Origin of the sequence: Streptomyces sp. NPDC046203, from assembly GCF_040646255.1 — a bacterium.
Lineage (GTDB): Bacteria > Actinomycetota > Actinomycetes > Streptomycetales > Streptomycetaceae > Streptomyces.
In genome coordinates, this window is sequence record NZ_JBEYZX010000002.1 from 61,327 (window position 1) to 83,358 (window position 22,032).

The window sequence follows — 22,032 nt, forward strand, 5'->3', positions numbered from 1 at the left end:
ACAGTCACTCACTTTTTTCCGGCCGGGCCGCGACCCGGGCTGTCAGGGGCGAGTGGCAGGATCGGTGGCATGTCCGACGAGCTCGATCCCGCCCCGTACGACGCCCTGCTGCTGCTCTCCTTCGGTGGCCCCGAGGGCCCGGACGACGTGGTCCCGTTCCTGGAGAACGTGACCCGCGGCCGAGGCATCCCCAAGGAACGGCTGAAGGAGGTGGGCCGGCACTACTTCCTCTTCGACGGCGTCAGCCCCATCAACGCCCAGAACCGCGCCCTGCTCGACGCGCTGCGCGCCGACTTCGCCACGTCCGGCCTCGATCTGCCGGTCTACTGGGGCAACCGGAACTGGGCGCCGTACCTCACCGACACCCTGCGCGAGATGATCACCGACGGACGGCGTCATATCGCCGTCCTCGCCACCAGCGCGTACGCCTCCTACTCCGGTTGCCGGCAGTACCGCGAGAACCTCGCCGACGCGCTCGCCGCGCTGGAAGCGGAAGGTCTGCCGCTGCCCCGCGTCGACAAGCTGCGGCACTACTTCAACCACCCCGGCTTCGTCCGCCCCATGATCGACGGGGTCCTCGCCGCGCTCGACGGCCTCGACGCGTCCGTACGGGACGGGGCCCACCTCGCCTTCACCACGCACTCCATCCCCGAGTCCGCCGCCGACACCTCCGGCCCGGTCGGCGACCACGGCGACGGCGGCGCCTATGTGAAGCAGCACCTCGACATCGCCCGGCTGATCGCCGACACGGTCCGCGAGGAGACCGGCGTCGACCACCCCTGGAAGCTCGTCTACCAGTCCCGCAGCGGCGCCCCGCACATCCCGTGGCTGGAGCCCGACATCTGCGACCACCTGGAGGAACTCCACGGCGCCGGAGTCCCGGCCGCCGTCATGGTGCCGATCGGCTTCGTCTCGGACCACATGGAGGTCCTGTACGACCTCGACACCGAGGCCACCGCCAAGGCCGACGAGCTGGGGCTGCCGGTACGGCGCTCGGCCACCGTCGGGGCCGACCCCCGGTTCGCGGCGGCCGTGCGCGAGATCGTCCTGGACCGGGCCGCCACCGAGCGCGGGAAGCGGGTGACCCCCTGCGCGCTCGGAACGCTCGGGGCGTCCCACGACCTGTGCCCCATCGGCTGCTGCCCGGCCCGGACGGAACGGGCCGCCGCTGCCGGCGCCGACAGCCCGTACGCGTAGGGACCGTCCGGCCCTGATCCGCAGGACGTCCCCAGCCCAGGGTCCGTCCCCCGGATCGGGCCGGACCCCGCGAGCCCCGAGCCCGGCAAGATCCGAGAAGACAGGCCCCCGGCCCCAAGGAGACATCCCGTGACCGACCCCCTGCTGTCCGAACTCCTCGACCTGGCCCTGGAGGCCGGACGCCGGGCCGGAGCGCTGCTGCGCGACGGACGGCCGGACGACCTGACGGTGGCCAGGACCAAGACGAGCGCCATCGACGTGGTCACCGAGATGGACATCGCCGCCGAGAAGCTGATCACCGGCTTCCTCGCCGAGCACCGCCCCGAGGACGGGGTGCTCGGCGAGGAGGGCGCGTCCACCCCCGGCACCAGCGGGATCCGCTGGATCGTCGACCCGCTCGACGGCACCGTGAACTATCTCTACGGCCTGCCGACCTGGGCCGTCTCCATCGCCGCCGAACGGGACGGCGAGACGCTCGTCGGCGTCGTCGAGGTCCCCCTGCGCCGCGAGACCTTCCACGCGGTGCGCGGCGGCGGCGCCTGGCTCGGCGAGCGGCGGCTGGCCGTCCGGCCCTCGCCGGAACTCGGCCAGGCCCTCGTCGCCACCGGCTTCGGCTACCTCCAGGAACGCCGCGCCCACCAGGCGGACGTCGCCCAGCGCCTCATCCCGCTCGTCCGCGACATACGGCGGGCCGGCTCCGCCGCCATCGACCTCTGCGACGTCGCCGCCGGACGCCTTGACGCCTACTACGAGCGCGGACTGAACCCCTGGGACTACGCGGCGGGCGACCTGATCGCGCGCGAGGCCGGCGCCCTGACGGGCGGCCGACCGGGCGACCGGCCGTCGGGCGAGCTGACCCTGGCGGCGCCGGAGGGGATCTTCGGGGTGCTCCAGGAGTTCCTGGAGGACGCCGGCGCCTGGCACGACTGAGCTGACCCGGCCGGACCCTTCCGAAACTGCGCGACCTGAAACCCCGCCCGGGCCCGCACGCGTGCGGGCCCGGGCATGACCGAGGCCCCCGGGAGCCGGCTTGGGTTCCAGTGGCTCGGGGGCCTCGGTCGGGTCGTCGTCGGGTCAGGCGCGGGTTGCGCCGACCTCCACGCCGTGTTCGGCGGCGAGGCGATGCAGGTCGTCCAGCTCGGCCTGCTCGACGTCCGCGAGGAAGTCGTCGCCCGTCTCACGAGCGTGCGTGAGGTCGGACTGGGTGGTCCTGATGCGGTGCAGCAGTCCTGCGGTGAAAGCGTCCATCGTGCGCCCCCTCGTCGTGGGTCGTTGGCACGGGAGTGCCTCGGGTGGGCGGATCACGCACCGCAGCCTCTGGGGGACAGAGAGTGGCGACGGGGTACCGTCTACGGCGTGATCGCGGGGTTGCAGTCGTCCTCCCCAGCCGTTTCCTCAGAGAAACCTCAACCGGGCCGAGAATCAGATGAATTCTCCGAAGCCGTTCGCCAGGGTCCGGCCACCCGCCCGCCACCGCACGCGCCACCCCGGTCACGGGCCCCTCGCTCCCGCCGCCCGGCGCACCCGCCTCGTACCGCCGCTCGCCGCCCCTCAGCGCCTCCCGTACCCCTTCGGAGCCCTCCGGAGCCCCCGAGTACCCCCCGGCCCCTCCGGGCCCCCGGCCGCCCGGCAGAACCGCCTTACAGCCGGTTTACGCGCGTTCGGGGCAGGATGGACAGCGCACAATCCGTGCGTGAGACCGCCCGTCCGTCCCCAGGACCAGGACCAGGGCCCAGGAAAGGATTGACAGACGTGCGCGTACTCGTCGTCGAGGACGAGCAGCTGCTCGCGGATGCCGTGGCCACCGGACTGCGGCGGGAGGCCATGGCGGTCGACGTCGTCTACGACGGCGCCGCCGCTCTGGAGCGCGTCGGGGTCAACGACTACGACGTGGTCGTCCTCGACCGTGACCTTCCCCTGGTCCACGGCGACGACGTGTGCCGCAGAATCGTCGAGATCGGCATGCCGACCCGCATCCTGATGCTCACCGCCTCCGGCGACGTCAGCGACCGCGTCGAGGGCCTGGAACTGGGCGCCGACGACTATCTGCCCAAGCCCTTCGCCTTCAGCGAGCTCATCGCGCGCGTACGCGCGCTGGGCCGGCGTACCTCCGTCCCGCTCCCGCCCGTCCTGGAGCGCGCGGGCATCCGCCTCGACCCCAACCGGCGCGAGGTCTTCCGCGACGGCAAGGAGGTCCAGCTGGCGCCCAAGGAGTTCGCGGTCCTGGAGGTGCTGATGCGCAGCGAGGGCGCGGTCGTTTCGGCCGAGCAGCTCCTGGAGAAGGCCTGGGACGAGAACACGGACCCGTTCACCAACGTCGTCCGCGTCACCGTGATGACCCTGCGCCGCAAACTGGGCGAGCCGCCGGTCATCGTCACGGTCCCCGGCTCCGGATACCGGATCTGACCCGATGGCCCAGTCCCCGCCGCCCCTGAACGCCCCTCCGAAGCCGACCTGGGACCCGCGCGATCCGGTCCGCCCGCTGCTGCGCCCGACGATCCGGATAAGGCTCACCCTGCTCTACGGCGGGATGTTCCTGATCGCGGGCATCCTGCTGCTGGCGATCATCTACCTGTTCGCCGCGCAGGTCCTGCGGGGGAGCAACGCCGAGCTGCCGTTCAAGGTGGTCAACGGCACCGTCCGGGCCACCACCAACTGGTGCCTGCTGCCCGAGAACACCACCGGCGAGCAGCTCAACAACGCCGTGAGCCTGTGTCTGCGGCACCAGAACGACCTCGCCCTGGACGACCTGCTGCGTCGCTCCCTGTTCGCGCTGCTCGGCCTCAGCATCATCGCCTTCGCCTTCGGATACGCGATGGCCGGCCGGGTGCTCTCCCCGCTGGGCCGGATCACCCGCACCGCCCGCCGGGTGGCCGGCTCGGACCTGTCCCGGCGGATCGAGCTGGACGGCCCCGACGACGAGCTCAAGGAGCTGGCCGACACCTTCGACGAGATGCTGGAGCGCCTGGAGCGCGCCTTCACCGCCCAGCAGCGCTTCGTCGCCAACGCCTCGCACGAGCTGCGCACCCCGCTCGCGATCAATCGCACGCTTCTGGAGGTGCAGCTCTCGGACCCGGCGGCGCCCATCGAGCTCCAGCAGCTCGGCAAGACCCTGCTGGCCACCAACGAGCGCAGCGAGCAGCTGGTCGAGGGCCTGCTCCTGCTGGCCCGCAGCGACAACGAGATCGTCGAGCGCAAACCGGTCGACCTCGCCGAGGTCGCCTCGCGCGCGGTGGACCAGTCGCACGCGGAGGCGGAGGCCAAGGGCGTGTCCCTCCGGGGCGAACGGGCCCCGGCGGTGGTCCAGGGCAACGGTGTCCTGCTGGAGCGGATCGCCCTGAACCTGGTGCAGAACGCCATCCGGTACAACGTCCCGGAGGACGGCTGGGTGGAGGTCTCCACCGCAACCCGTGACGGCCTGGCGGAGCTGGTGGTGTCCAATACGGGGCCCGTGGTCCCGGCGTACGAGATCGACAACATTTTCGAGCCATTCCGGCGCCTCCGCCAGGAGCGCACCGGCAGCGACAAGGGTGTCGGCCTGGGGCTGTCGATCGTGCGATCCGTCGCGCGCGCCCACGGCGGTCGTATCATCGCCGAGCCCAGGGAAGGGGGCGGGCTCGTGATGCGCGTCACACTTCCGATCTGACTACACTGTGCAAGCCGAACGGATTTGTTCGCCTTGCGCGGAATTTCCGATTCTCATTCCCGGAGCGGTCCTGTGTGATCGATCACAGGAATGAGTATCCGGTCCTCCACTCTCCGTGATCGAGAATTCCCCCGAAAAGCCCGGAAAAGTCCGGGTTTTCAGGGGGTTGAATGGCGGGAAGTACACGGGGTGGCACCCGTGAGGGAGGTCCGATGGACCGTGTACGGTCCGGTTCGCCACCCAAACCCGCTCACTCTTGAGGGGGCGGATTGGGTGTCGATTGAGTAACAGACCTTGATGTGAGGCAAAATCTCCGCCTCGGGTCGGGCACAAGTCCGGCCTCTCACGCGTTACGTGCGCTGGAGACACCGCAACCACCCAGAGGGGGAGAGCGACATGGCAACGGATTACGACACCCCACGCAAGACCGACGACGACGTCGACTCGGACAGCCTTGAAGAACTGAAGGCCCGCCGGAACGACAAGTCGACCTCGACCGTCGACGTCGACGAGTTCGAGGCCGCCGAGGGCCTGGAGCTCCCGGGCGCCGACCTCTCGAACGAGGAGCTGGCCGTCCGGGTCCTGCCCAAGCAGGCCGACGAGTTCACCTGCATGAGCTGCTTCCTCGTGCACCACCGCAGCCAGCTGGCTCGGGAGAAGAACGGTCAGCCGATCTGCCGCGACTGCGACTGAGGCAGACCGCCGTGGCAGGCGACACACCGTCTCGGAAGCGACGGCTCCGGCTCCCCGGGAGACCGGAGGCGTACCAGGACGGCTCGGGCCCGGCCAAGGACGTCCACGACGATTCCTCGGCCGAGCACTCCGTCCACCTGCCCACACCTGGCGCACGTGACGACGGGCGGGGCCCCACGGCCTCGCTCGAAGCATCGGACGCGTCACACCGGGCCGCACGACGGCCCGTCCCGGAGGAGGACCGGCGCGGCCATGCCGCCCGGAACGCCCTCCGCAAACTTCCCCGGAGTCTCTTCCGGGGCACCCACCACGCCGGCGGAGACGGTCCCCGGGCCGGCGCACCCCAGGGCGAGAGCCCCGAGGGTGACGCACCCGGCGCCGACCGTGACGGCCCCGGCGGCAGCACCGGCCCCGCGGGCCGGGCCGGCTCCGCGGCCGGCGGTCCCGCCGCCGGAGACCCCGCCGCCGGAGACCCCGAGCGCGAAGGCTCCACCGCCGGTGGTCCCGAGGCCGACGGCTCAGGCGACGCCCGCAAGCGGGGCGTCCTCGGGCGAGTGGCCCCGCCCGTCCTGCGACGAGTGGCCAACCCCGCGCGCGTACGGCTCGACCGCGTACGGCTCGACAGCGCCCGCATCGACGCCGTACGGCGCGGAGTCCGACGCGGCGGCCAGGGCGCCAAGGCCGGTCTCGGCTATCTCGCCGACCGCGTCATCGACCTGGCCCCGCGCGTCCCCGTACGGGACCTGGCGACCCTGCGCCGGCAGTTCCCCGGCCTCGGGCCCGAGGAGATCGCCGACAAGCTGGTCGCCGGTGCGGCGCGCGCCAGCGCCACCGTGGGCGCCGGTGTCGGCGCCGCCGCCATGCTGCCCGTACCGCCGGCGGTGCCCGCCGAGCTCGCCACCGAGATCACCGGCGTCGCCGCGATCGAGCTGAAACTCGTCGCCGAGCTGCACGAGCTCTACGGTGTACGGCCGCCCGGCACGCTCACCCAGCGCTCGACCGCGTATCTGACCTCCTGGACCGAGGAGCGCGGCCTCGACCCCGGCCATCTGGCCACCACCCTGGCCACCGCCAATGTGGCCTTCGGCGGCCGGCTCAAGCGCGAACTGCGCCAGCAGATCATGCGGCGCATGGTGCGCAACGTGCCGAACCTGACCCCGTTCCTGGTGGGCGCGGCCGTCGGCGCCGTGATGAACCGGCGCGACACCAAGAAGCTCGCCGCCCGCATCCGGGGAGACCTGCGCGAGCGCCAGGTCCCCTGGGACCGCCTGACGGCCCTGCCGCCCCTGGAGCAGCCGGAACACCCGGAGCTGCCCGGGATGCCCGGCCCTGGCACCGAGGGCTTCTGAGCCCCCGCGGAACGCCGGGGGAGGGCGGTTCCGAGCGGCCGGTGCCCCCGCTCGCCCGGCCGCTCGTCCGGCGCCTTCCTCTGTGACGTGCTTCCTCTCGGACCCTTGTCCTTCGGCCCGCGCCTCGCGGCGGCGGAGCCCCGCGTACCGGCTCCGCTTTGGCCTGAGACGCCTCTGAACAGTAGGTTTCCGGGGAAACGAGCAAACCCGGGGAGGGGAGCCCACGTGCGAGGACTCACCGATCCGTCCGGCGGGCGCCGCCCCCGGCTGCCGTCCTCGGAGTCCGCCGTCCGGGTGCGGGTCCTCGGATACCGCGTCGGGGGCCTGTGCGTCACCCTGCTCGGCGGCCTCGCCCTGCTCGTCGGGGCGCTGGCGCTGGCCGCGGTGCCCAGCCTGATCGAGGACGAGAAAGCGTTCGCCGACGCGACGCCGTGCGCCACCGCGTCCCCGGCCTCGGCCCACGCCGACTGTCTGCGTGAGGTCGACGCGACCGTGAAGCGCACCGTGATCCGCGACCAGCCGAAGACGGCGGAGTACACGCTGTACCTGGACGGCCCCGGCCAGGTGCCGTCCGAGATCGACATGGGCGGGGCGGGGCCGCTGCTCAAGCGGCTGCGCCCCGGTGACAAGGTGACGGTCATCGTGTGGCGGGACTATGCCGTCGAGGTCCGGCGGGGAGACGTCGCGCAGACGTCCTCCGATACGCCCGTCGGGGAGCCGCAGATCACCTGCATGATCGGCCTGGGCCTGATTCCCGTCGGCGCCTTCGGCCTGTACGCGGGCGGGAGCGCGGTGTGGTCGGCGCGCCGCCACTCCGCTCGGGGACGGGGACTGCCCCCCGAGTTCCTGGGCTGGGGCAAGACCGCGGGCGCGATCGCCCTGTGCGCGGTGGCGGCGGGGGCCGTGGGAGCCGTCGCCGGCACGAACGTGCCGGTCATGCTGCTCGTCTGGCTGGTCCTGCTGGTGCCGGTCTGGTGGATCACCGGCCGGCGATGGCGATCCGACCGGGCCCGTCGCGCCGGACTCTTCGCCTAGCCCGCCCCGGAGCCGGGTCAGGCGTCCTGGGCGTCTTGGGTGGTAACAGCGTTCTCACGGGCAGCCGTCAGCGCCGACGCCAGCGCCTCCGGGTCCCGGCTGGACAGGTAGACGTACGGCGTGGGGTCCGCCGGGTCCGTCACCTCGGCGTGTACGGCCCTCGGCACGTAGCTGCGCATCAGCATGAAGGCGCGCATGTCGGCCCGGTGCGTACGCCAGGCGCGCGCCTCCTCGGCGTCCAGTACCTCGGGCTCCCCGAGGGCCGTCACCGGGATCCGGGCGTCCCCGGCCACCAGGGACCCCGCCACGACCCGGATCCGGGCCGAACCGTACGAGGAGACCATCACCGCCGCGAGGGCCGCCGCGACGATCACACCGCCGATCATCGGGATCGCACCGAGCGGGAGCATGATCAGCCCACCGGACAGGCCGAACAGGAACACGATCACCCACCACGTACCCGGAGCGGTGAGCCGCTCGTCGAAACTGGGCGCAGCGGGCTGCGCCGCGGGCTGTGCGGAGGACTGTCCGGGGGACGGTGCGGAAGACTGCTGCATGCGTCCAAGCTTGGCACGGCGCGACCCGCGCCCCACCTCGCGGGTAAGGTCTGCGGCTGTGACTGGAACTTCCCCCGCCCTGACGCCGCCGGCCGAGGCCATACCGCCGGTTCGGCACCCCGACGCGCCCGCCCCCGGCGAGATCATCGGCTCGCACTACGAGCACTGCTTCGGGTGCGGCGGCGGGCAGCCCCACGGGCTGCACCTGGAGGCGCGCGCGGGCGAGGGCGTGACCGTCACCGCCGAGTTCACCGTCAAGCCCGGCCACCAGGGTGCCCCCGGTCTCGCGCACGGCGGCGTGCTCGCCACCGCGCTCGACGAGACCCTCGGCTCCCTGAACTGGCTGCTGCGGGTCATCGCCGTGACCGGGCGCCTGGAGACCGACTACGTGCGGCCCGTTCCGGTCGATACGGTGCTCCACCTCGCGGCCGAGGTGACCGCCGTGCACGGCCGCAAGATCTACTCGACCGCCGTCGGCCGGATCGGCGGGCCCGACGGCCCCGTCGCCGTCCGCGCGGACGGCCTCTTCATCGAGGTCAAGGTCGACCACTTCATCGACAACGGACGCCCGGAGGAGATCCGGGCCGCCATGTCCGATCCCGACCAGGTCCGGCGTGCCCGTGCCTTCGAGGTGAACCCCTGATGCGCCCTCCCGTCGACGTACTCCTCCGCCGCCTGGACCCGGAGGTGCCGATTCCGGCCTACGGGCACCCGGGTGACGCCGGTGCCGACCTGGTGACCACCGAGGCCGCCGTCCTCGCCCCCGGGGAGCGGGCCGTCCTGCCCACCGGGATCTCCCTCGCCCTGCCCGACGGCTACGCCGCCTTCGTGCACCCGCGCTCCGGCCTGGCCGCACGCTGCGGTGTGGCACTCGTGAATGCCCCAGGGACGGTCGATGCCGGGTACCGTGGAGAGATCAAGGTGATCGTGGTCAATCTGGATCCGCGCGAGAGCGTGCGGTTCGACAGGTTCGACCGGATTGCCCAGCTTGTCGTCCAGCAGGTCGAGAAGGTGCGCTTCCACGAGGTGGCGGAGCTTCCCGGTTCCGCGCGGGCCGAAGGGGGCTTCGGGTCCACCGGCGGCCATGCCGCCGTGGACGGCACAACGGGTGGGAATCGATACGCTTCGGTCGTATCCGACCGGGAAGGACAGTGACGTGTTCGGACGTCGCAAGAAGAACGGTGCCGCCGAGGACGCGGCGGGCGAGGCCGGACAGGCCGGCGAGGCCGCCGGTGAGCACGCGGACGACGCGGCCGCGCCGCGCCGGGTGAACCTTCCGCCGGCGCCCCGGCCGGACGGCCCGTGGGACATCTCCGAGGTCGGCAAGCCGGAGGAAGGCCGCGTCGATCTCGGCGGCATCTTCGTCCCCGGTGTGGAGGGCATGGAGCTGCGCGTGGAGGTGGCGGGCGACGCGATCGTCGCGGCCACCGTCGTGCTGCGCGACAGCGCCGTACAGCTCCAGGCCTTCGCCGCGCCCAAGAAGGAAGGCATCTGGGGCGAGGTCCGCGACGAGATCGCGGAGGGCATCACCCAGCAGGGTGGCGCCATCGAGGAGATCGAGGGCCCGCTGGGCTGGGAGCTGCGCGCGCAGGTCCCCGTACAGCTGCCCGACGGCAACCGGGGCGTTCAGCTGGTGCGCTTCGTCGGCGTGGACGGCCCCCGCTGGTTCCTGCGCGGAGTGATCTCCGGTCAGGGCGCGGTGCAGCCTGAGGCCGCGGGTCTGCTGGAGCAGATCGTCCGGGACACCGTCGTCGTCCGCGGCGACGGCCCGATGGCCCCGCGCGACCCGATCGTCCTCAAGCTGCCGAACGACGCGCAGATGGTGCCGGACGGCGTGCAGCAGGAAGAGCAGGCCGGCTCCCGGTTCTCCGGTGGCATGGGTCAGCTCCAGCGCGGCCCGGAGATCTCCGAGATCCGCTGATCTGTTGATCCGCTGATCCGCCGGTGCGCTGATCTGCTGACGCGTTGATCTGTCGACGCGCTGAGGTCCGTCGTGTTCTGCCGGTCCGCGTGGATCCGTCCGGTCGCCGGACGGATCGCCGGATCAGCGGATCATTGGCCGAACGCGTGTGGGAGATCACGCGCGCGCCATGTGAACAGGCCCGATGGGCCGCTTCCGCCCCGCCCGTATGTTCGGTGTGGGGAGGACGGAAGCGGCCCATCGGGTTTTCCACAGCCCGCGGCGAGTGCCGCGGAAAGATCCGATCCGGGTTATCCACAGACCTGGCACCGGCCCCCGACCTCGGCCCATACTGGCGGCGCACACGTTCGAACCAGGGGGGTAACACGGTGAGCGAGAGCAACGCCCGCACGGGAGCGGCCGTCATGGAGGACCCGGCCGCGTCGCCGATGGTCCGGGTGGAGAATCTGCGCCGCTCGTACGGGACGGGGGAGGCCGCCGTACACGCCCTGCGCGGGGTCTCCTTCGACATTCCGCGCGGCGAGCTGGTCGCGCTCAAGGGCCGTTCCGGCTCCGGCAAGACCACCCTGCTCAACCTCGTCGGCGGGCTCGACACCGCCGACCAGGGCAGCATCGTCATCGACGGCGTCGACCTCGCGGGGCTCGGCGAGGACGGACTGCTCGCGCTGCGCCGCGACCGGATCGGCTTCATCTTCCAGTCCTTCGGCCTGATCCCGATCCTGTCCGCCGCCGAGAACGTCGGCGTACCGATGCGGCTGCGCCGCTCCGACCCCAAGGAGCGGGAGGAGCGGGTCGCGCTGCTGCTCGCCCTGGTCGGCCTCGCCGACCACGCGGCCCAGCGCCCCGGAGAGCTGTCCGGCGGCCAGCAGCAGCGGGTCGCCATCGCCCGCGCCCTCGCGAACCGGCCCGCGCTGCTGATAGCCGACGAGCCGACCGGCCAGCTCGACGCCGAGACCGGCCTCGCCGTCATGGAGCTGCTGCGGGCCGTGGTCCGCAGCGAGGGGTGTACGGCCCTGGTCGCCACCCACGACAACCAGCTCCTCGGCCTCGCCGACCGCGTGCTCGAACTGAGCGACGGGGAGATCATCGAACACTGACGCACCGGGCGGCGGGCGGCGGGCGGCGGGGCGGCGGGCGGCGGGGCGGCTTGGGGGCTGTTCAGCGGATCTTGGCCGGGGCCGTGACGCCTGGCACGGCACCTGGCCGCGCGCGCGGGGCGCCGGCCGTCGCCCGGGGCCGGTGCCACCCGTGCATCAGGATCACGTCAAGACGGCCCCCGGCCGCGCCCACCCGTGCGGTATGTCCGTTTGGCTGGACGTAAGGTCGGCCCATGGGACGCGGCAAGCTACGGATCTACCTGGGGGCGGCACCCGGCGTCGGCAAGACCTACGCCATGCTCTCCGAGGGCCACCGGCGGGTGGAGCGCGGTACGGACTGCGTGGTCGCGTTCGTCGAGCACCACGACCGGCCGCGTACCGAGGTGATGCTGCACGGTCTGGAAGCGGTGCCGCGCCGGGAGATCGAGTACCGGGGGACGACCTTCCCCGAGATGGACATCGACGCCGTCCTGGCCCGCCGTCCCGTCGTCGCGCTGGTCGACGAGCTGGCGCACACCAATGTGCCCGGCTCGCGCAATCCCAAGCGCTGGCAGGACGTGGAGGAGCTGCTCACGGCCGGTGTCGACGTCATCGCGACGGTCAACATCCAGCACCTGGAGTCGCTGGGCGACGTCGTCGAGGCGATCACCGGTGTACGGCAGCGGGAGACCGTCCCGGACGAGATCGTCCGCCGGGCCGACCAGATAGAGCTGGTCGACATGTCGCCGCAGGCCCTGCGGCGGCGCATGGCGCACGGCAACATCTACAAACCCGACAAGGTCGACGCGGCCCTGTCCAACTACTTCCGCCCGGGCAACCTGACCGCGCTGCGCGAGCTGGCGCTGCTCTGGACGGCGGACCGGGTCGACGAATACCTGCGCCAGTACCGCGGCGAGCACAACATCCGCTCCACCTGGCAGGCCCGGGAGCGGATCGTCGTCGGCCTCACCGGCGGACCCGAGGGCCGCACCCTCATACGGCGGGCCACCCGGCTGGCCGAGAAGGGCGCCGGCGGCGAGGTGCTCGCCGTCTACATCTCCCGCAGCGACGGCCTGACCTCCGCGTCCCCCAAGGAGCTGGCCGACCAGCGGACCCTGGTCGAGGACCTCGGCGGAACGTTCCACCACGTCATAGGCGACGACGTGCCCTCGGCGCTCCTGGAGTTCGCCCGAGGGGTCAACGCCACCCAGATCGTCCTCGGCTCCAGCCGCCGCCGTTCCTGGCAGTACATCCTCGGCCCCGGCGTCGGCCAGACCGTGGCCCGCGACTCCGGCCCCGACCTCGACGTCCACATCGTCACCCACGAGGAGGTCGCCAAGGGCCGCGGCCTGCCCGTCGCGCGCGGCGGTCGGCTCGGGCGCGCCCGGATCCTGTGGGGCTGGGTGGTCGGCGTCGCCGGCCCCATCCTGCTCAGCCTGCTGCTCACCCATGTCGAGGCGGACCTCGGTCTCGCCAACGACATGCTGCTCTTCCTCGCGCTGACCGTCGCCTCCGCCCTCCTCGGCGGATTCCTGCCGGCCCTCGCGGCCGCGGCCTTCGGCTCCGTCCTGCTCAACTGGTTCTTCACCCCGCCGCTGCACCGGCTGACCGTCGCCGACCCCAAGAACATCGTGGCCATCGCCGTCTTCTTCGGTGTCGGCATGTCGGTGGCCTCGGTCGTCGACCTGGCCGCCCGCCGTACCCACCAGGCCGCCCGGCTGCGCGCCGAGGCCGAGGTGCTGTCCTATCTGGCGGGCAGTGTGCTGCGGCTCGGGGTCCCGGCGCAGCCGGGGGAGGAGACCGGTCTGGAGGCGCTGCTCGAACGGGTCCGGGAGACCTTCTCGATGGAGTCCGTCGCCCTCCTGGAACGTTCCGGCGACCTCGAACCCTGGACCCGCGCGGCCAGTGTCGGCGCCCATCCCGTGGGACGCCCCGAGGAGGCCGACGTGGACATGCCGGTCGGCGACCATCTCGCGCTCGCCCTGAGCGGCCGGGTGCTGCCCGCCGAGGACCGCCGCGTCCTGGGCGCGTTCGCCGCTCAGGCCGCCGTCTTCCTCGACCGCCAGCGGCTCGTCGACGAGGCCGAGAAGGCCCGCAAGCTCGCCGAGGGCAACAAGATCCGCACCTCGCTGCTCGCCGCCGTCAGCCACGACCTGCGCACCCCGCTCGCCGGCATCAAGGCGTCGGTCACCTCGCTCCGCTCCGACGACGTCGAGTGGTCCGAGGAGGACAAGGCCGTCCTCCTCGAAGGCATCGAGGAGGGCGCGGACCGGCTCGACCACCTCGTGGGCAACCTCCTCGACATGTCCCGGCTCCAGACCGGCACCGTCACCCCGCTGATCCGCCCCACCGACCTCGACGAGGTGGTGCCGATGGCGCTGCTCGGCGTCCCCGACGGCAGCGTCGAACTCGACATCCCCGAGACCCTGCCCATGGTCGCCGTCGACCGGGGCCTCCTGGAGCGGTCCGTGGCCAACATCGTCGAGAACGCCGTCAAGTACAGCCCCGAGGGCGTTCCCGTCCTCGTCGCCGCCAGCGTCCTCGGCGAACGCCTCGAACTGCGAGTGACCGACCGAGGCCCCGGCGTCCCCGAGGAGGGCAAGGACGGCATCTTCGAACCCTTCCAGCGCTTCGGCGACGCCCCGCGCGGCTCCGGCGTCGGCCTCGGGCTGCCCGTCGCCCGCGGCTTCGTCGAGGCCATGGGCGGCACCCTGACCGCCGAGGACACCCCGGGCGGCGGTCTCACGATGGTCCTCACTCTGCGGACCGCGCCCCAGAGCGCCCTGCCGCCGGTGCCGGGGACGGCGCCGGGGACGGCAGGGGTGGCGGGCACGGCCGGGACCGAGCGGGCGGGGGACGGACCCGGCATCCCCGGGCCGGTCGACGTGAGGCCCCTGGACACCGACCCCGTGGACACCGGCCCTATGGACACCGGGCCCACCGGGCCCACTGGGCCGGCGGATGTCGGATCCTCGGGGACCGAGCCCCCGGCGCCGTCCCCGCGTACCGGCACGTAGCCCCGCCCGCGCGGTCCGCGTGGCCCGTGCGGGACGCCTCGGACCCTCCGTACCTCCCGCGCGCTCCGTACCTCCCGTACCCCCGCACCTCCCGTACCTCCCGCGTCTTCGTACGCACCGCACCCCGTACACCCCGCCCCACCCACTTCGCCCCCTCCGAACAGGAAGGCCCTCCATGACCCGGGTCCTCGTGGTCGACGACGAGCCACAGATCGTCCGTGCCCTGGTGATCAACCTCAAGGCACGGAAGTACGAGGTCGACGCGGCACCCGACGGCGCCACCGCCCTCCGGCTGGCCGCCGAGCGCCATCCCGACGTCGTCGTCCTCGACCTCGGGCTGCCCGACATGGACGGCGTCGAGGTCATCAAGGGGCTGCGCGGCTGGACCCGGGTGCCGATCCTCGTCCTGTCCGCCCGGCAGACCTCCGACGAGAAGGTCGAGGCCCTGGACGCGGGCGCCGACGACTACGTCACCAAGCCGTTCGGCATGGACGAACTGCTGGCCCGGCTGCGTGCCGCGGTCCGCCGGGCCGAGCCGGTCGGCGGCGCCGAGGACGGGGTCGTGGTCGTCGAGACCAGCGGCTTCACGGTCGACCTGGCCGCCAAGAAGGTCCACCGCGACGGCAAGGACGTCCGGCTCACCCCCACCGAGTGGCACCTGCTCGAAGTCCTCGTCCGCAACAGCGGCCGGCTGGTCAGCCAGAAACAGCTGCTCCAGGAGGTATGGGGACCCTCGTACGGCACCGAGACCAACTACCTCCGCGTGTACATGGCGCAGCTGCGGCGGAAGCTGGAGCGCGACCCCTCCCATCCGAGGCATTTCGTCACCGAACCGGGCATGGGCTACCGCTTCGAACACTGAGACCGGTCCCGGGCCCCGGCCCGGCGGCGGCCGGTAGGCTTTCTGTATGAGTGCCGCACCGCGTACCGAGAAGCCCACCGGGCGCTTCCGCCGTATGCTCGACCGCCTGTCCACCTCGCAGGAGGAGCTGGAGTCCGAGGAGCTCCAGGAGGACACGGCCGCGTCGGGGTGCACACGCATCTCCGACTGTTCCGACCGCGCGATCGTCAAGGTGACTGGTACGTTGCGCACGGTCACCCTGCGGCCCCGGGCGGGGGTGCCCGCGCTCGAGGCCGAGCTGTTCGACGGCACGGCACCGCTGGACGTCGTCTGGCTGGGACGCCGCTCCATCGTGGGCATCGAGCCGGGCCGCAAGCTGATCGCCTCCGGCCGGATCTCCATGAGCCACGGCCGGCGGGTCCTCTTCAACCCCAAATACGAGCTGCGACCGCTCGGACAGGAGTAGCCGGTGACGTCAGTCGACAAGCCGACCGCCGACCAGCCGTCCCCCGCCCCCGCAGCGCCCTCCGCGGGCCCGGGTCGGCATGCCCGCACCTCGGCCGCAGGCCGGGCCGGGGAGCCGGGGCCTGGGCCTGGGACGGGGACGGGGCCGGAGGGCACCACCGACAAGGCGGTGACCGAGGCCGCCCTGTTCGAGGCGTTCGGCGGCGTTCGCGGAATGGTGGAGACGGTCCTGCCGGGCCTGCTCTTCGTCACCATCTACACGATCAACAAGGACCTGCACTCCTCGGCGATCGCCGCCGCCGCGGTCTCCCTGGTCCTGGTGCTGGTCAGGCTGATCCGCCGCGACACCGTCAAGCACGCCTTTAGCGGCGTCTTCGGCGTCGCCTTCGGTGTCGTCTTCGCGATGATGACCGGCAACGCCAAGGACTTCTACCTGCCGGGCATGCTCTACACGCTCGGCCTCGCCGTCGCGTACATCGTCACGACCATCGCCGGCGTACCGCTCATCGGCCTGATCCTGGGGCCGGTGTTCAAGGAGAACCTCTCCTGGCGCACCCGCAACCCCGGGCGCAAGAAGGCGTACGCGAAGGCCAGCTGGGCCTGGGGCCTGATCCTGCTCGCCAAGTGCGCGATCCTCTTCCCGCTGTACTGGTGGGCCGACACCGCCCAGCTCGGCTGGGTCCTGGTCGCCCTGAAGATCCCGCCGTTCCTGCTCGCGGTCTATCTGACGTGGGTCTTCCTGGCGAAGGCGCCGCCGCCGATCGACGTGTTCGCCGAGATGGAGGCCGAGGAGAAGGCCCAGGAGAAGGCGGAGGCGGAGGCGCGCGGGAAGGCCGAGGCCACCGAGGCGTAGGTCCTACGGGAGGGCCGAGGCCGGCGAGGCGCACGCGCGCGTTGGCACCGCCGCGGCCCCGAGGACGTACCGCCGCAGGACACAAGAGAAGGGGCCGGGGACCTGTCACAGGTCCCCGGCCCCTTTCTCGTACCTCGTACCTCGTTACCGGATCGATCAGGCCGGGAGCCGGCCGGAGCTACGCGTCCGCCGCCGGACGGCGGACCGACAGCAGCTCCTCCAGCTGCTCCTCGCGCGCCTGCGCGGCCACGAACAGCAGCTCGTCGCCCGCCTCCAGAGTCTCCTCCGGGCTCGGCGTGAGGACGCGCGAGCCGCGGATGATGGTGACCAGGGAGGTGTCCTGCGGCCAGTCCACGTCGCCGACCTGCGTCCCCGTGACGGCCGACTCCGGCGGCAGCGTCAGCTCCACCAGGTTGGCGTCGCCGTGGCTGAAGCGCAGCAGCCGGACCAGGTCGCCGACGCTCACCGCCTCCTCGACCAGGGCCGACATCAGACGCGGCGTCGAGACGGCGACGTCCACGCCCCACGCCTCGTTGAACAGCCACTCGTTCTTCGGGTTGTTGACCCGGGCGACCACCCGGGGCACCCCGTACTCGGTCTTGGCGAGCAGCGAGACGACCAGGTTCACCTTGTCGTCACCGGTCGCCGCGATCACGACGTTGCAGCGCTGCAGCGCAGCCTCGTCCAGCGAGGTGATCTCACAGGCGTCGGCCAGCAGCCACTCCGCCTGCGGCACCCGCTCCACCGAGATGGCGGTCGGCGCCTTGTCGATGAGCAGGACCTCGTGCCCGTTCTCCAGCAGCTCGCCCGCGATGGAACGGCCCACCGCGCCCGCGCCGGCAATGGCGACACGCATCAGTGACCACCCTCCTCGGGACCCTCGGCGAAGGCCGCCTCGACCGTGTCGATCTCGTCCGTCCGCATCATCACGTGCACGAGGTCGCCCTCTTGCAACACCGTCTGGGAGGTGGGGAGAACCGCCTCGCCCAGCCGGGTGAGAAAGGCCACGCGCACCCCGGTCTCCTCCTGGATCCGGCTGATCTTGTGGCCGATCCACGCGGGCGAGGTGTGCACCTCGGCGAGCTGCACGCCACCGCTCGGGTCCCGCCACAGCGGCTCGGCACCCGAGGGCAGCAGCCGGCGCAGCATCTGGTCGGCGGTCCAGCGCACCGTCGCCACGGTGGGGATGCCCAGACGCTGGTAGACCTCGGCACGCCGCGGGTCGTAGATCCGGGCGGCGACGTGTTCGATGCCGAACATCTCGCGCGCGACCCGGGCCGCGATGATGTTCGAGTTGTCGCCGCTGCTCACGGCGGCGAAGGCGCCGGCCTCCTCGATGCCCGCCTCGCGGAGGGTGTCCTGGTCGAAGCCCACTCCCGTGACCCGGCGCCCGCCGAATCCCGAGCCGAGACGGCGGAAAGCCGTCGGGTCCTGGTCGACGACCGCGACCGTGTGCCCCTGCTGCTCCAGAGTCTGCGCGAGAGCGGCTCCCACTCGCCCGCAGCCCATGATGACGATGTGCACGTCCCCTTACCCCGCACTCCTGATCGTCCTGCTGACCTGCGAAAACACCCTGCTCACAACTTTCTCGTCCCGAGTCGCCCGGGCTGCGGCGGACCACGCACGCGCGTGCTGTCCGGTCTGAGCTTAAGCGTGGCCACCGGGCGGGACATCATCCGCGGTGGCGGGCCAGGGAGATTCGGTGCGGATCGGGGAAGATGGTCGTCACGGCCTATTTCGAACGCTTACGATCCTCTGTTGTGTCCAAACTGACCGACGTGCCCAAACGGATCCTGATCGGGCGGGCCCTACGCAGCGACAAGCTCGGGGAGACCCTGCTCCCCAAGCGGATCGCCCTCCCCGTCTTCGCCTCCGACCCGCTGTCCTCGGTGGCTTACGCGCCCGGCGAGGTGCTCCTCGTCCTGTCCGTCGCGGGCCTGTCGGCCTACCACTTCAGCCCGTGGATCGCGCTGGCGGTCGTGGTCCTGATGTTCACGGTCGTCGCCTCGTACCGGCAGAACGTGCACGCGTACCCGAGCGGCGGCGGCGACTACGAGGTCGCCACCACCAACCTCGGCCCGAAGGCCGGACTCACCGTCGCGAGCGCCCTGCTCGTCGACTACGTCCTGACCGTCGCCGTGTCGATCTCCTCCGGCATCGAGAACCTCGGCTCCGCCGTCCCGTTCATCATCGAGCACAAGACGATCTCGGCGATCGCCGTGATCGTGCTGCTGACCCTGATGAACCTGCGCGGAGTCAAGGAGTCCGGCAGCCTCTTCGCCATCCCGACGTACGTCTTCGTCTTCGGCGTCTTCGCGATGATCCTCTGGGGCGCCTTCCGCGGTCTCGTCCTCGGCGACACCATGCGCGCGCCGACCGCCGACTTCGAGATCAAGCCCGAGCACGGCGGACTCGCCGGCTTCGCGCTGATCTTCCTGCTGCTGCGGGCCTTCTCCTCGGGCTGTGCGGCGCTCACCGGCGTCGAGGCCATCTCCAACGGTGTGCCCGCCTTCCGCAAGCCGAAGTCGAAGAACGCCGCCAGCACGCTCGCCCTCATGGGCGGGCTCGCCGTCACCATGTTCTGCGGCATCATCTTCCTGGCCACGGCCACCAACGTCCGGATGGCCGAGAACCCCGCCCACGACCTCGTGCGCGACGGTGTCCCGGTCGGGCCCGGCTATGTCCAGGACCCGGTCATCTCGCAGGTCGCCGCCGCCGTCTTCGGCCAGGGCACGTTCTTCTTCATCCTGCTGGCCGCCGCCACCGCGCTCGTCCTCTTCCTGGCCGCCAACACGGCGTACAACGGCTTCCCGCTCCTCGGCTCGATCCTCGCCCAGGACCGCTACCTGCCGCGCCAGCTGCACACCCGCGGCGACCGGCTCGCCTTCTCCAACGGCATCGTGCTGCTCGCCGGCGCCGCCGCGCTCCTGGTCTGGATCTACGGCGCGGACTCCACCCGCCTGATCCAGCTCTACATCGTCGGCGTGTTCGTCTCCTTCACCCTGAGCCAGATCGGCATGGTCCGGCACTGGAACCGCCACCTGGCCGCCGAGCGGGACCCGGCCAAGCGCCGCCACATGATCCGCTCCCGCGCGATCAACGCCTTCGGCGCCTTCTTCACCGGTCTCGTCCTGGTCGTCGTTCTCGCCACGAAGTTCACCCACGGCGCCTGGGTCGCGCTGCTCGGCATGGTGATCTTCTACGTGACGATGACCGCGATCCGCCGCCACTACGACTCGGTCGGGCGGGAGATCGCCGCGGCCGAGGAGCGCCCCGACGAGTACGTACGTCCCTCCCGGGTCCGTTCCATCGTGCTCGTCTCCAAGCTCCACAAGCCCACCCTGCGGGCCCTCGCGTACGCCAAGCTCATGCACGCGAGCGAGCTGGAGGCGCTCACCGTCAACGTCGACCCGGCCGACACCAAGGAGCTCAAGGCGGAGTGGGAGCGGCGCGGCATCAACGTCCCGCTCAAGATCCTCGACTCGCCGTACCGCGAGATCACCCGGCCGGTCGTGGAGTACGTGAAGAACCTGCGCCAGGAGAGCCCGCGCGACGCCGTCTCCGTCTACATCCCGGAGTACGTGGTCGGCCACTGGTACGAGCACCTGCTGCACAACCAGAGCGCGCTGCGCCTCAAGGGGCGGCTGCTGTTCACGCCGGGTGTCATGGTGACGTCCGTGCCGTACCAGCTCCGCTCCTCGGAAGCCGCGCGCAAACGGTTCCGCAGGCGCCAGGAGTGGAACGCGCCGGGCTCGGTGCGCCGCGGCCCGGTGGAGAAGGGCCAGCGGGAAACGGCCGGGAAGAGCAACTAGACTGGTGGGCTGCCGTGCAAACGGCGCCCACTTTTCTTCCTTCCCGCGTATCTCTCCCTTCCTTTTCTCCCTCTCTCCTTTCCCTCCCCCTCCCTCTTCCCCCACTTTCCTTTCTGGAGCTCCTGATCATGCAGAACACCCCTGTTGCGTCGTTGGTCGGGGAGGAGTACGAGGTCGAGGTCGGCCCCGTGGCCCACGGCGGTCACTGCATCGCCCGTACGGAGGAGGGCCGGGTCCTCTTCGTCCGTCACGCCCTGCCGGGCGAGCGGGTCCGGGCCCGGGTGACCGAGGGCGAGGAGACCTCCCGCTTCCTGCGGGCCGACGCCGTCGAGATCCTGGACGCGTCGAAGGACCGCATCGCGGCGCCGTGCCCGTTCGCGGGCCCCGGCAAGTGCGGCGGCTGCGACTGGCAGCACGCGAAGCCGGGCGCCCAGCGCCGCCTCAAGGGCGAGGTCATCGCCGAGCAGCTGCAGCGGCTCGCGGGCCTCACCCCGGAGGAGGCGGGCTGGGACGGCACCGTCGTACCGGCCGAGGGCGACAAGCTGCCGGCCGGCGAGGTCCCGCAGTGGCGGACCCGCGTCCAGTACGCGGTCGACGCCGAAGGCCACGCGGGTCTGCGCAAGCACCGCTCGCACGAGGTCGAGGCGGTCGACCACTGCATGATCGCCGCCCCCGGCGTCTCCGAGCTGGGCATCGAGAGCCGCACCTGGGAAGGCATGGCGTCGATCGAGGCCATCGCCGCGACCGGCTCGCAGGACCGCCAGGTCATCCTGACCCCGCGGCCCGGCGCCCGGCTGCCGATCGTAGAGCTCGACAAGCCCGTCTCGGTCATGCGCGTCGACGAGAAGGACGGCGGCGTCCACCGCGTCCACGGCCGCCCCTTCGTCCGCGAGCGCGCCGACGACCGCACCTACCGCGTCGGCAGCGGCGGCTTCTGGCAGGTCCACCCGAAGGCCGCTGACACCCTCGTCCGCGCCGTCATGCAGGGCCTCCTGCCGCGCAAGGGCGAGACCGCCCTGGACCTCTACTGCGGCGTCGGCCTCTTCGCGGGCGCCCTCGCGGACCGCCTCGGCGACGCGGGCGCCGTCCTCGGCATCGAGTCCGGCAAGCGCGCGGTGGAGGACGCCCGCCACAACCTGGCCGACTACCCGCGCGTCCGCATCGAGCAGGGCAAGGTCGAGTCCGTCCTCCCGCGCACCGGCATCACGGACGTCGACCTGATCGTCCTCGACCCGCCGCGCGCCGGCGCCGGCAAGCAGACCGTCCACCACCTGGCCACCCTCGGCGCCCGCCGCATCGCCTACGTCGCCTGCGACCCGGCCGCCCTGGCCCGCGACCTCGGCTACTTCCGCGACAACGGCTACCGGGTCCGGACGCTGCGGGCCTTCGACCTGTTCCCGATGACGCACCACGTGGAGTGCGTGGCGATCCTGGAGCCGGTGAAGAAGGACGCGTGACTTGCGGGTTTGTTGCTCTGGTGGGCCGCTCGACCTGTTTCTCTCCGCGCGCGGCCTCGCTGCCGCGGAGAGGGTCCGAGACGAGATTCGGGGCCGGGGGTCTGATCCGCTGG

General features: G+C 71.9%; 20 protein-coding genes and 1 pseudogene. 17 read left to right on the top strand and 4 right to left on the bottom strand.

Features of this window, described 5'->3' with window-relative positions; all coding sequences use genetic code 11:
* Positions 1 to 69 precede the first annotated feature (69 nt).
* Together ABZ990_RS02085 and ABZ990_RS02090 are read left to right on the top strand one after the other, a co-directional pair.
* The gene (locus tag ABZ990_RS02085; RefSeq protein ID WP_361223827.1) at positions 70 to 1,197 is read left to right on the top strand and encodes a ferrochelatase; all 1,128 of its coding nucleotides are present in this window, start codon (positions 70 to 72) and stop codon (positions 1,195 to 1,197) included.
* Between the two features lie 129 nt (positions 1,198 to 1,326).
* A complete protein-coding gene (locus tag ABZ990_RS02090; protein WP_361223830.1) occupies positions 1,327 to 2,127 on the top strand; it encodes an inositol monophosphatase family protein in 801 nt (266 codons plus the stop codon).
* Positions 2,128 to 2,271: 144 nt separating this feature from the next.
* Here the strand turns inward: ABZ990_RS02090 and ABZ990_RS02095 are convergent, their stop codons facing one another.
* Positions 2,272 to 2,445, bottom strand: a complete 174-nt coding sequence (locus ABZ990_RS02095; RefSeq protein ID WP_361223832.1) for a hypothetical protein — start codon at positions 2,443 to 2,445, stop codon at positions 2,272 to 2,274.
* Positions 2,446 to 2,949: 504 nt separating this feature from the next.
* Between ABZ990_RS02095 and ABZ990_RS02100 the strand changes: the two genes are divergently transcribed.
* The 5 genes and pseudogenes from ABZ990_RS02100 (at position 2,950) to ABZ990_RS02120 (ending at position 7,920) form a co-directional block, all read left to right on the top strand.
* A complete protein-coding gene (locus ABZ990_RS02100; RefSeq protein ID WP_361223835.1) occupies positions 2,950 to 3,603 on the top strand; it encodes a response regulator transcription factor in 654 nt (217 codons plus the stop codon).
* A 4-nt stretch (positions 3,604 to 3,607) separates the two neighbouring features.
* Complete coding sequence (locus ABZ990_RS02105) at positions 3,608 to 4,843, top strand: ATP-binding protein (protein WP_361223837.1); 1,236 nt, start codon at positions 3,608 to 3,610, stop codon at positions 4,841 to 4,843.
* A gap of 396 nt (positions 4,844 to 5,239) precedes the next feature.
* On the top strand, positions 5,240 to 5,536 hold the full coding sequence (locus ABZ990_RS02110; RefSeq protein ID WP_003955561.1) for a DUF4193 domain-containing protein: 297 nt from the start codon (positions 5,240 to 5,242) through the stop codon (positions 5,534 to 5,536).
* Between the two features lie 629 nt (positions 5,537 to 6,165).
* Positions 6,166 to 6,885, top strand: a pseudogene (locus ABZ990_RS02115) (hypothetical protein); the annotation flags it as partial.
* A 225-nt stretch (positions 6,886 to 7,110) separates the two neighbouring features.
* Positions 7,111 to 7,920 carry a hypothetical protein gene (locus tag ABZ990_RS02120; protein ID WP_361223840.1) on the top strand — a complete coding sequence of 270 codons (810 nt, stop codon included), beginning with the start codon at positions 7,111 to 7,113 and terminating at the stop codon, positions 7,918 to 7,920.
* Positions 7,921 to 7,937: 17 nt separating this feature from the next.
* Here ABZ990_RS02120 and ABZ990_RS02125 read toward each other — a convergent pair whose 3' ends face one another.
* Positions 7,938 to 8,477, bottom strand: coding sequence for a DUF3093 domain-containing protein (locus ABZ990_RS02125; RefSeq protein WP_361223842.1), 540 nt, complete (start codon positions 8,475 to 8,477; stop codon positions 7,938 to 7,940).
* 58 nt (positions 8,478 to 8,535) lie between these two features.
* On the opposite strand from ABZ990_RS02125, the gene ABZ990_RS02130 reads away from it, so the two are divergent.
* From ABZ990_RS02130 to ABZ990_RS02165, 8 genes are all read left to right on the top strand, one after another.
* Positions 8,536 to 9,120 carry a PaaI family thioesterase gene (locus ABZ990_RS02130; RefSeq protein WP_361223846.1) on the top strand — a complete coding sequence of 195 codons (585 nt, stop codon included), beginning with the start codon at positions 8,536 to 8,538 and terminating at the stop codon, positions 9,118 to 9,120.
* Positions 9,120 to 9,632: a dUTP diphosphatase gene (dut, locus tag ABZ990_RS02135; RefSeq protein ID WP_361223849.1), complete on the top strand. Its 513-nt coding sequence runs from the start codon at positions 9,120 to 9,122 to the stop codon at positions 9,630 to 9,632. The genes ABZ990_RS02130 and dut overlap by 1 nt, the downstream gene beginning before the upstream one ends.
* Before the next feature lies 1 nt (position 9,633).
* The gene (locus ABZ990_RS02140) at positions 9,634 to 10,398 is read left to right on the top strand and encodes a DUF3710 domain-containing protein (protein ID WP_361223852.1); all 765 of its coding nucleotides are present in this window, start codon (positions 9,634 to 9,636) and stop codon (positions 10,396 to 10,398) included.
* Between the two features lie 404 nt (positions 10,399 to 10,802).
* Complete coding sequence (locus ABZ990_RS02145) at positions 10,803 to 11,495, top strand: ABC transporter ATP-binding protein (protein WP_361224432.1); 693 nt, start codon at positions 10,803 to 10,805, stop codon at positions 11,493 to 11,495.
* A 233-nt stretch (positions 11,496 to 11,728) separates the two neighbouring features.
* Entirely contained in the window at positions 11,729 to 14,491 is a 2,763-nt protein-coding gene (locus ABZ990_RS02150) for a DUF4118 domain-containing protein (RefSeq protein WP_361223854.1), read from the top strand.
* 175 nt (positions 14,492 to 14,666) lie between these two features.
* Positions 14,667 to 15,353, top strand: coding sequence for a response regulator (locus tag ABZ990_RS02155; RefSeq protein ID WP_361223857.1), 687 nt, complete (start codon positions 14,667 to 14,669; stop codon positions 15,351 to 15,353).
* 46 nt (positions 15,354 to 15,399) lie between these two features.
* Positions 15,400 to 15,798, top strand: coding sequence for an OB-fold nucleic acid binding domain-containing protein (locus ABZ990_RS02160; protein WP_361223860.1), 399 nt, complete (start codon positions 15,400 to 15,402; stop codon positions 15,796 to 15,798).
* Positions 15,799 to 15,966: 168 nt separating this feature from the next.
* Positions 15,967 to 16,650: a DUF3159 domain-containing protein gene (locus ABZ990_RS02165; RefSeq protein WP_361224434.1), complete on the top strand. Its 684-nt coding sequence runs from the start codon at positions 15,967 to 15,969 to the stop codon at positions 16,648 to 16,650.
* Positions 16,651 to 16,828: 178 nt separating this feature from the next.
* Here ABZ990_RS02165 and ABZ990_RS02170 read toward each other — a convergent pair whose 3' ends face one another.
* Positions 16,829 to 17,506 (bottom strand): TrkA family potassium uptake protein, encoded by a 678-nt coding sequence (locus ABZ990_RS02170; protein WP_361223862.1) that lies wholly within the window; start codon positions 17,504 to 17,506, stop codon positions 16,829 to 16,831.
* Complete coding sequence (locus tag ABZ990_RS02175) at positions 17,506 to 18,174, bottom strand: TrkA family potassium uptake protein (RefSeq protein ID WP_361223865.1); 669 nt, start codon at positions 18,172 to 18,174, stop codon at positions 17,506 to 17,508. The genes ABZ990_RS02170 and ABZ990_RS02175 overlap by 1 nt, the downstream gene beginning before the upstream one ends.
* Before the next feature lie 236 nt (positions 18,175 to 18,410).
* Between ABZ990_RS02175 and ABZ990_RS02180 the strand changes: the two genes are divergently transcribed.
* Together ABZ990_RS02180 and ABZ990_RS02185 are read left to right on the top strand one after the other, a co-directional pair.
* Positions 18,411 to 20,462 (top strand): APC family permease, encoded by a 2,052-nt coding sequence (locus ABZ990_RS02180; protein WP_361223868.1) that lies wholly within the window; start codon positions 18,411 to 18,413, stop codon positions 20,460 to 20,462.
* Positions 20,463 to 20,590: 128 nt separating this feature from the next.
* Positions 20,591 to 21,919, top strand: coding sequence for a class I SAM-dependent RNA methyltransferase (locus ABZ990_RS02185; protein ID WP_361223870.1), 1,329 nt, complete (start codon positions 20,591 to 20,593; stop codon positions 21,917 to 21,919).
* The last annotated feature ends 113 nt before the right edge of the window (positions 21,920 to 22,032 follow it).

Excerpts from the sequence above, each read along its gene's own strand:
- ABZ990_RS02085 (WP_361223827.1), top strand. The coding sequence starts at position 70 with ATGTCCGACGAGCTCGATCCCGCCCCGTACGACGCCCTGCTGCTGCTC.
- ABZ990_RS02095 (WP_361223832.1), bottom strand. The coding sequence starts at position 2,445 with ATGGACGCTTTCACCGCAGGACTGCTGCACCGCATCAGGACCACCCAG.
- ABZ990_RS02105 (WP_361223837.1), top strand. The coding sequence starts at position 3,608 with ATGGCCCAGTCCCCGCCGCCCCTGAACGCCCCTCCGAAGCCGACCTGG.
- ABZ990_RS02110 (WP_003955561.1), top strand. The coding sequence starts at position 5,240 with ATGGCAACGGATTACGACACCCCACGCAAGACCGACGACGACGTCGAC.
- ABZ990_RS02125 (WP_361223842.1), bottom strand. The coding sequence starts at position 8,477 with ATGCAGCAGTCTTCCGCACCGTCCCCCGGACAGTCCTCCGCACAGCCC.
- dut (WP_361223849.1), top strand. The coding sequence starts at position 9,120 with ATGCGCCCTCCCGTCGACGTACTCCTCCGCCGCCTGGACCCGGAGGTG.
- ABZ990_RS02145 (WP_361224432.1), top strand. The coding sequence starts at position 10,803 with ATGGAGGACCCGGCCGCGTCGCCGATGGTCCGGGTGGAGAATCTGCGC.
- ABZ990_RS02150 (WP_361223854.1), top strand. The coding sequence starts at position 11,729 with ATGGGACGCGGCAAGCTACGGATCTACCTGGGGGCGGCACCCGGCGTC.
- ABZ990_RS02155 (WP_361223857.1), top strand. The coding sequence starts at position 14,667 with ATGACCCGGGTCCTCGTGGTCGACGACGAGCCACAGATCGTCCGTGCC.
- ABZ990_RS02160 (WP_361223860.1), top strand. The coding sequence starts at position 15,400 with ATGAGTGCCGCACCGCGTACCGAGAAGCCCACCGGGCGCTTCCGCCGT.
- ABZ990_RS02170 (WP_361223862.1), bottom strand. The coding sequence starts at position 17,506 with ATGCGTGTCGCCATTGCCGGCGCGGGCGCGGTGGGCCGTTCCATCGCG.
- ABZ990_RS02185 (WP_361223870.1), top strand. The coding sequence starts at position 20,591 with ATGCAGAACACCCCTGTTGCGTCGTTGGTCGGGGAGGAGTACGAGGTC.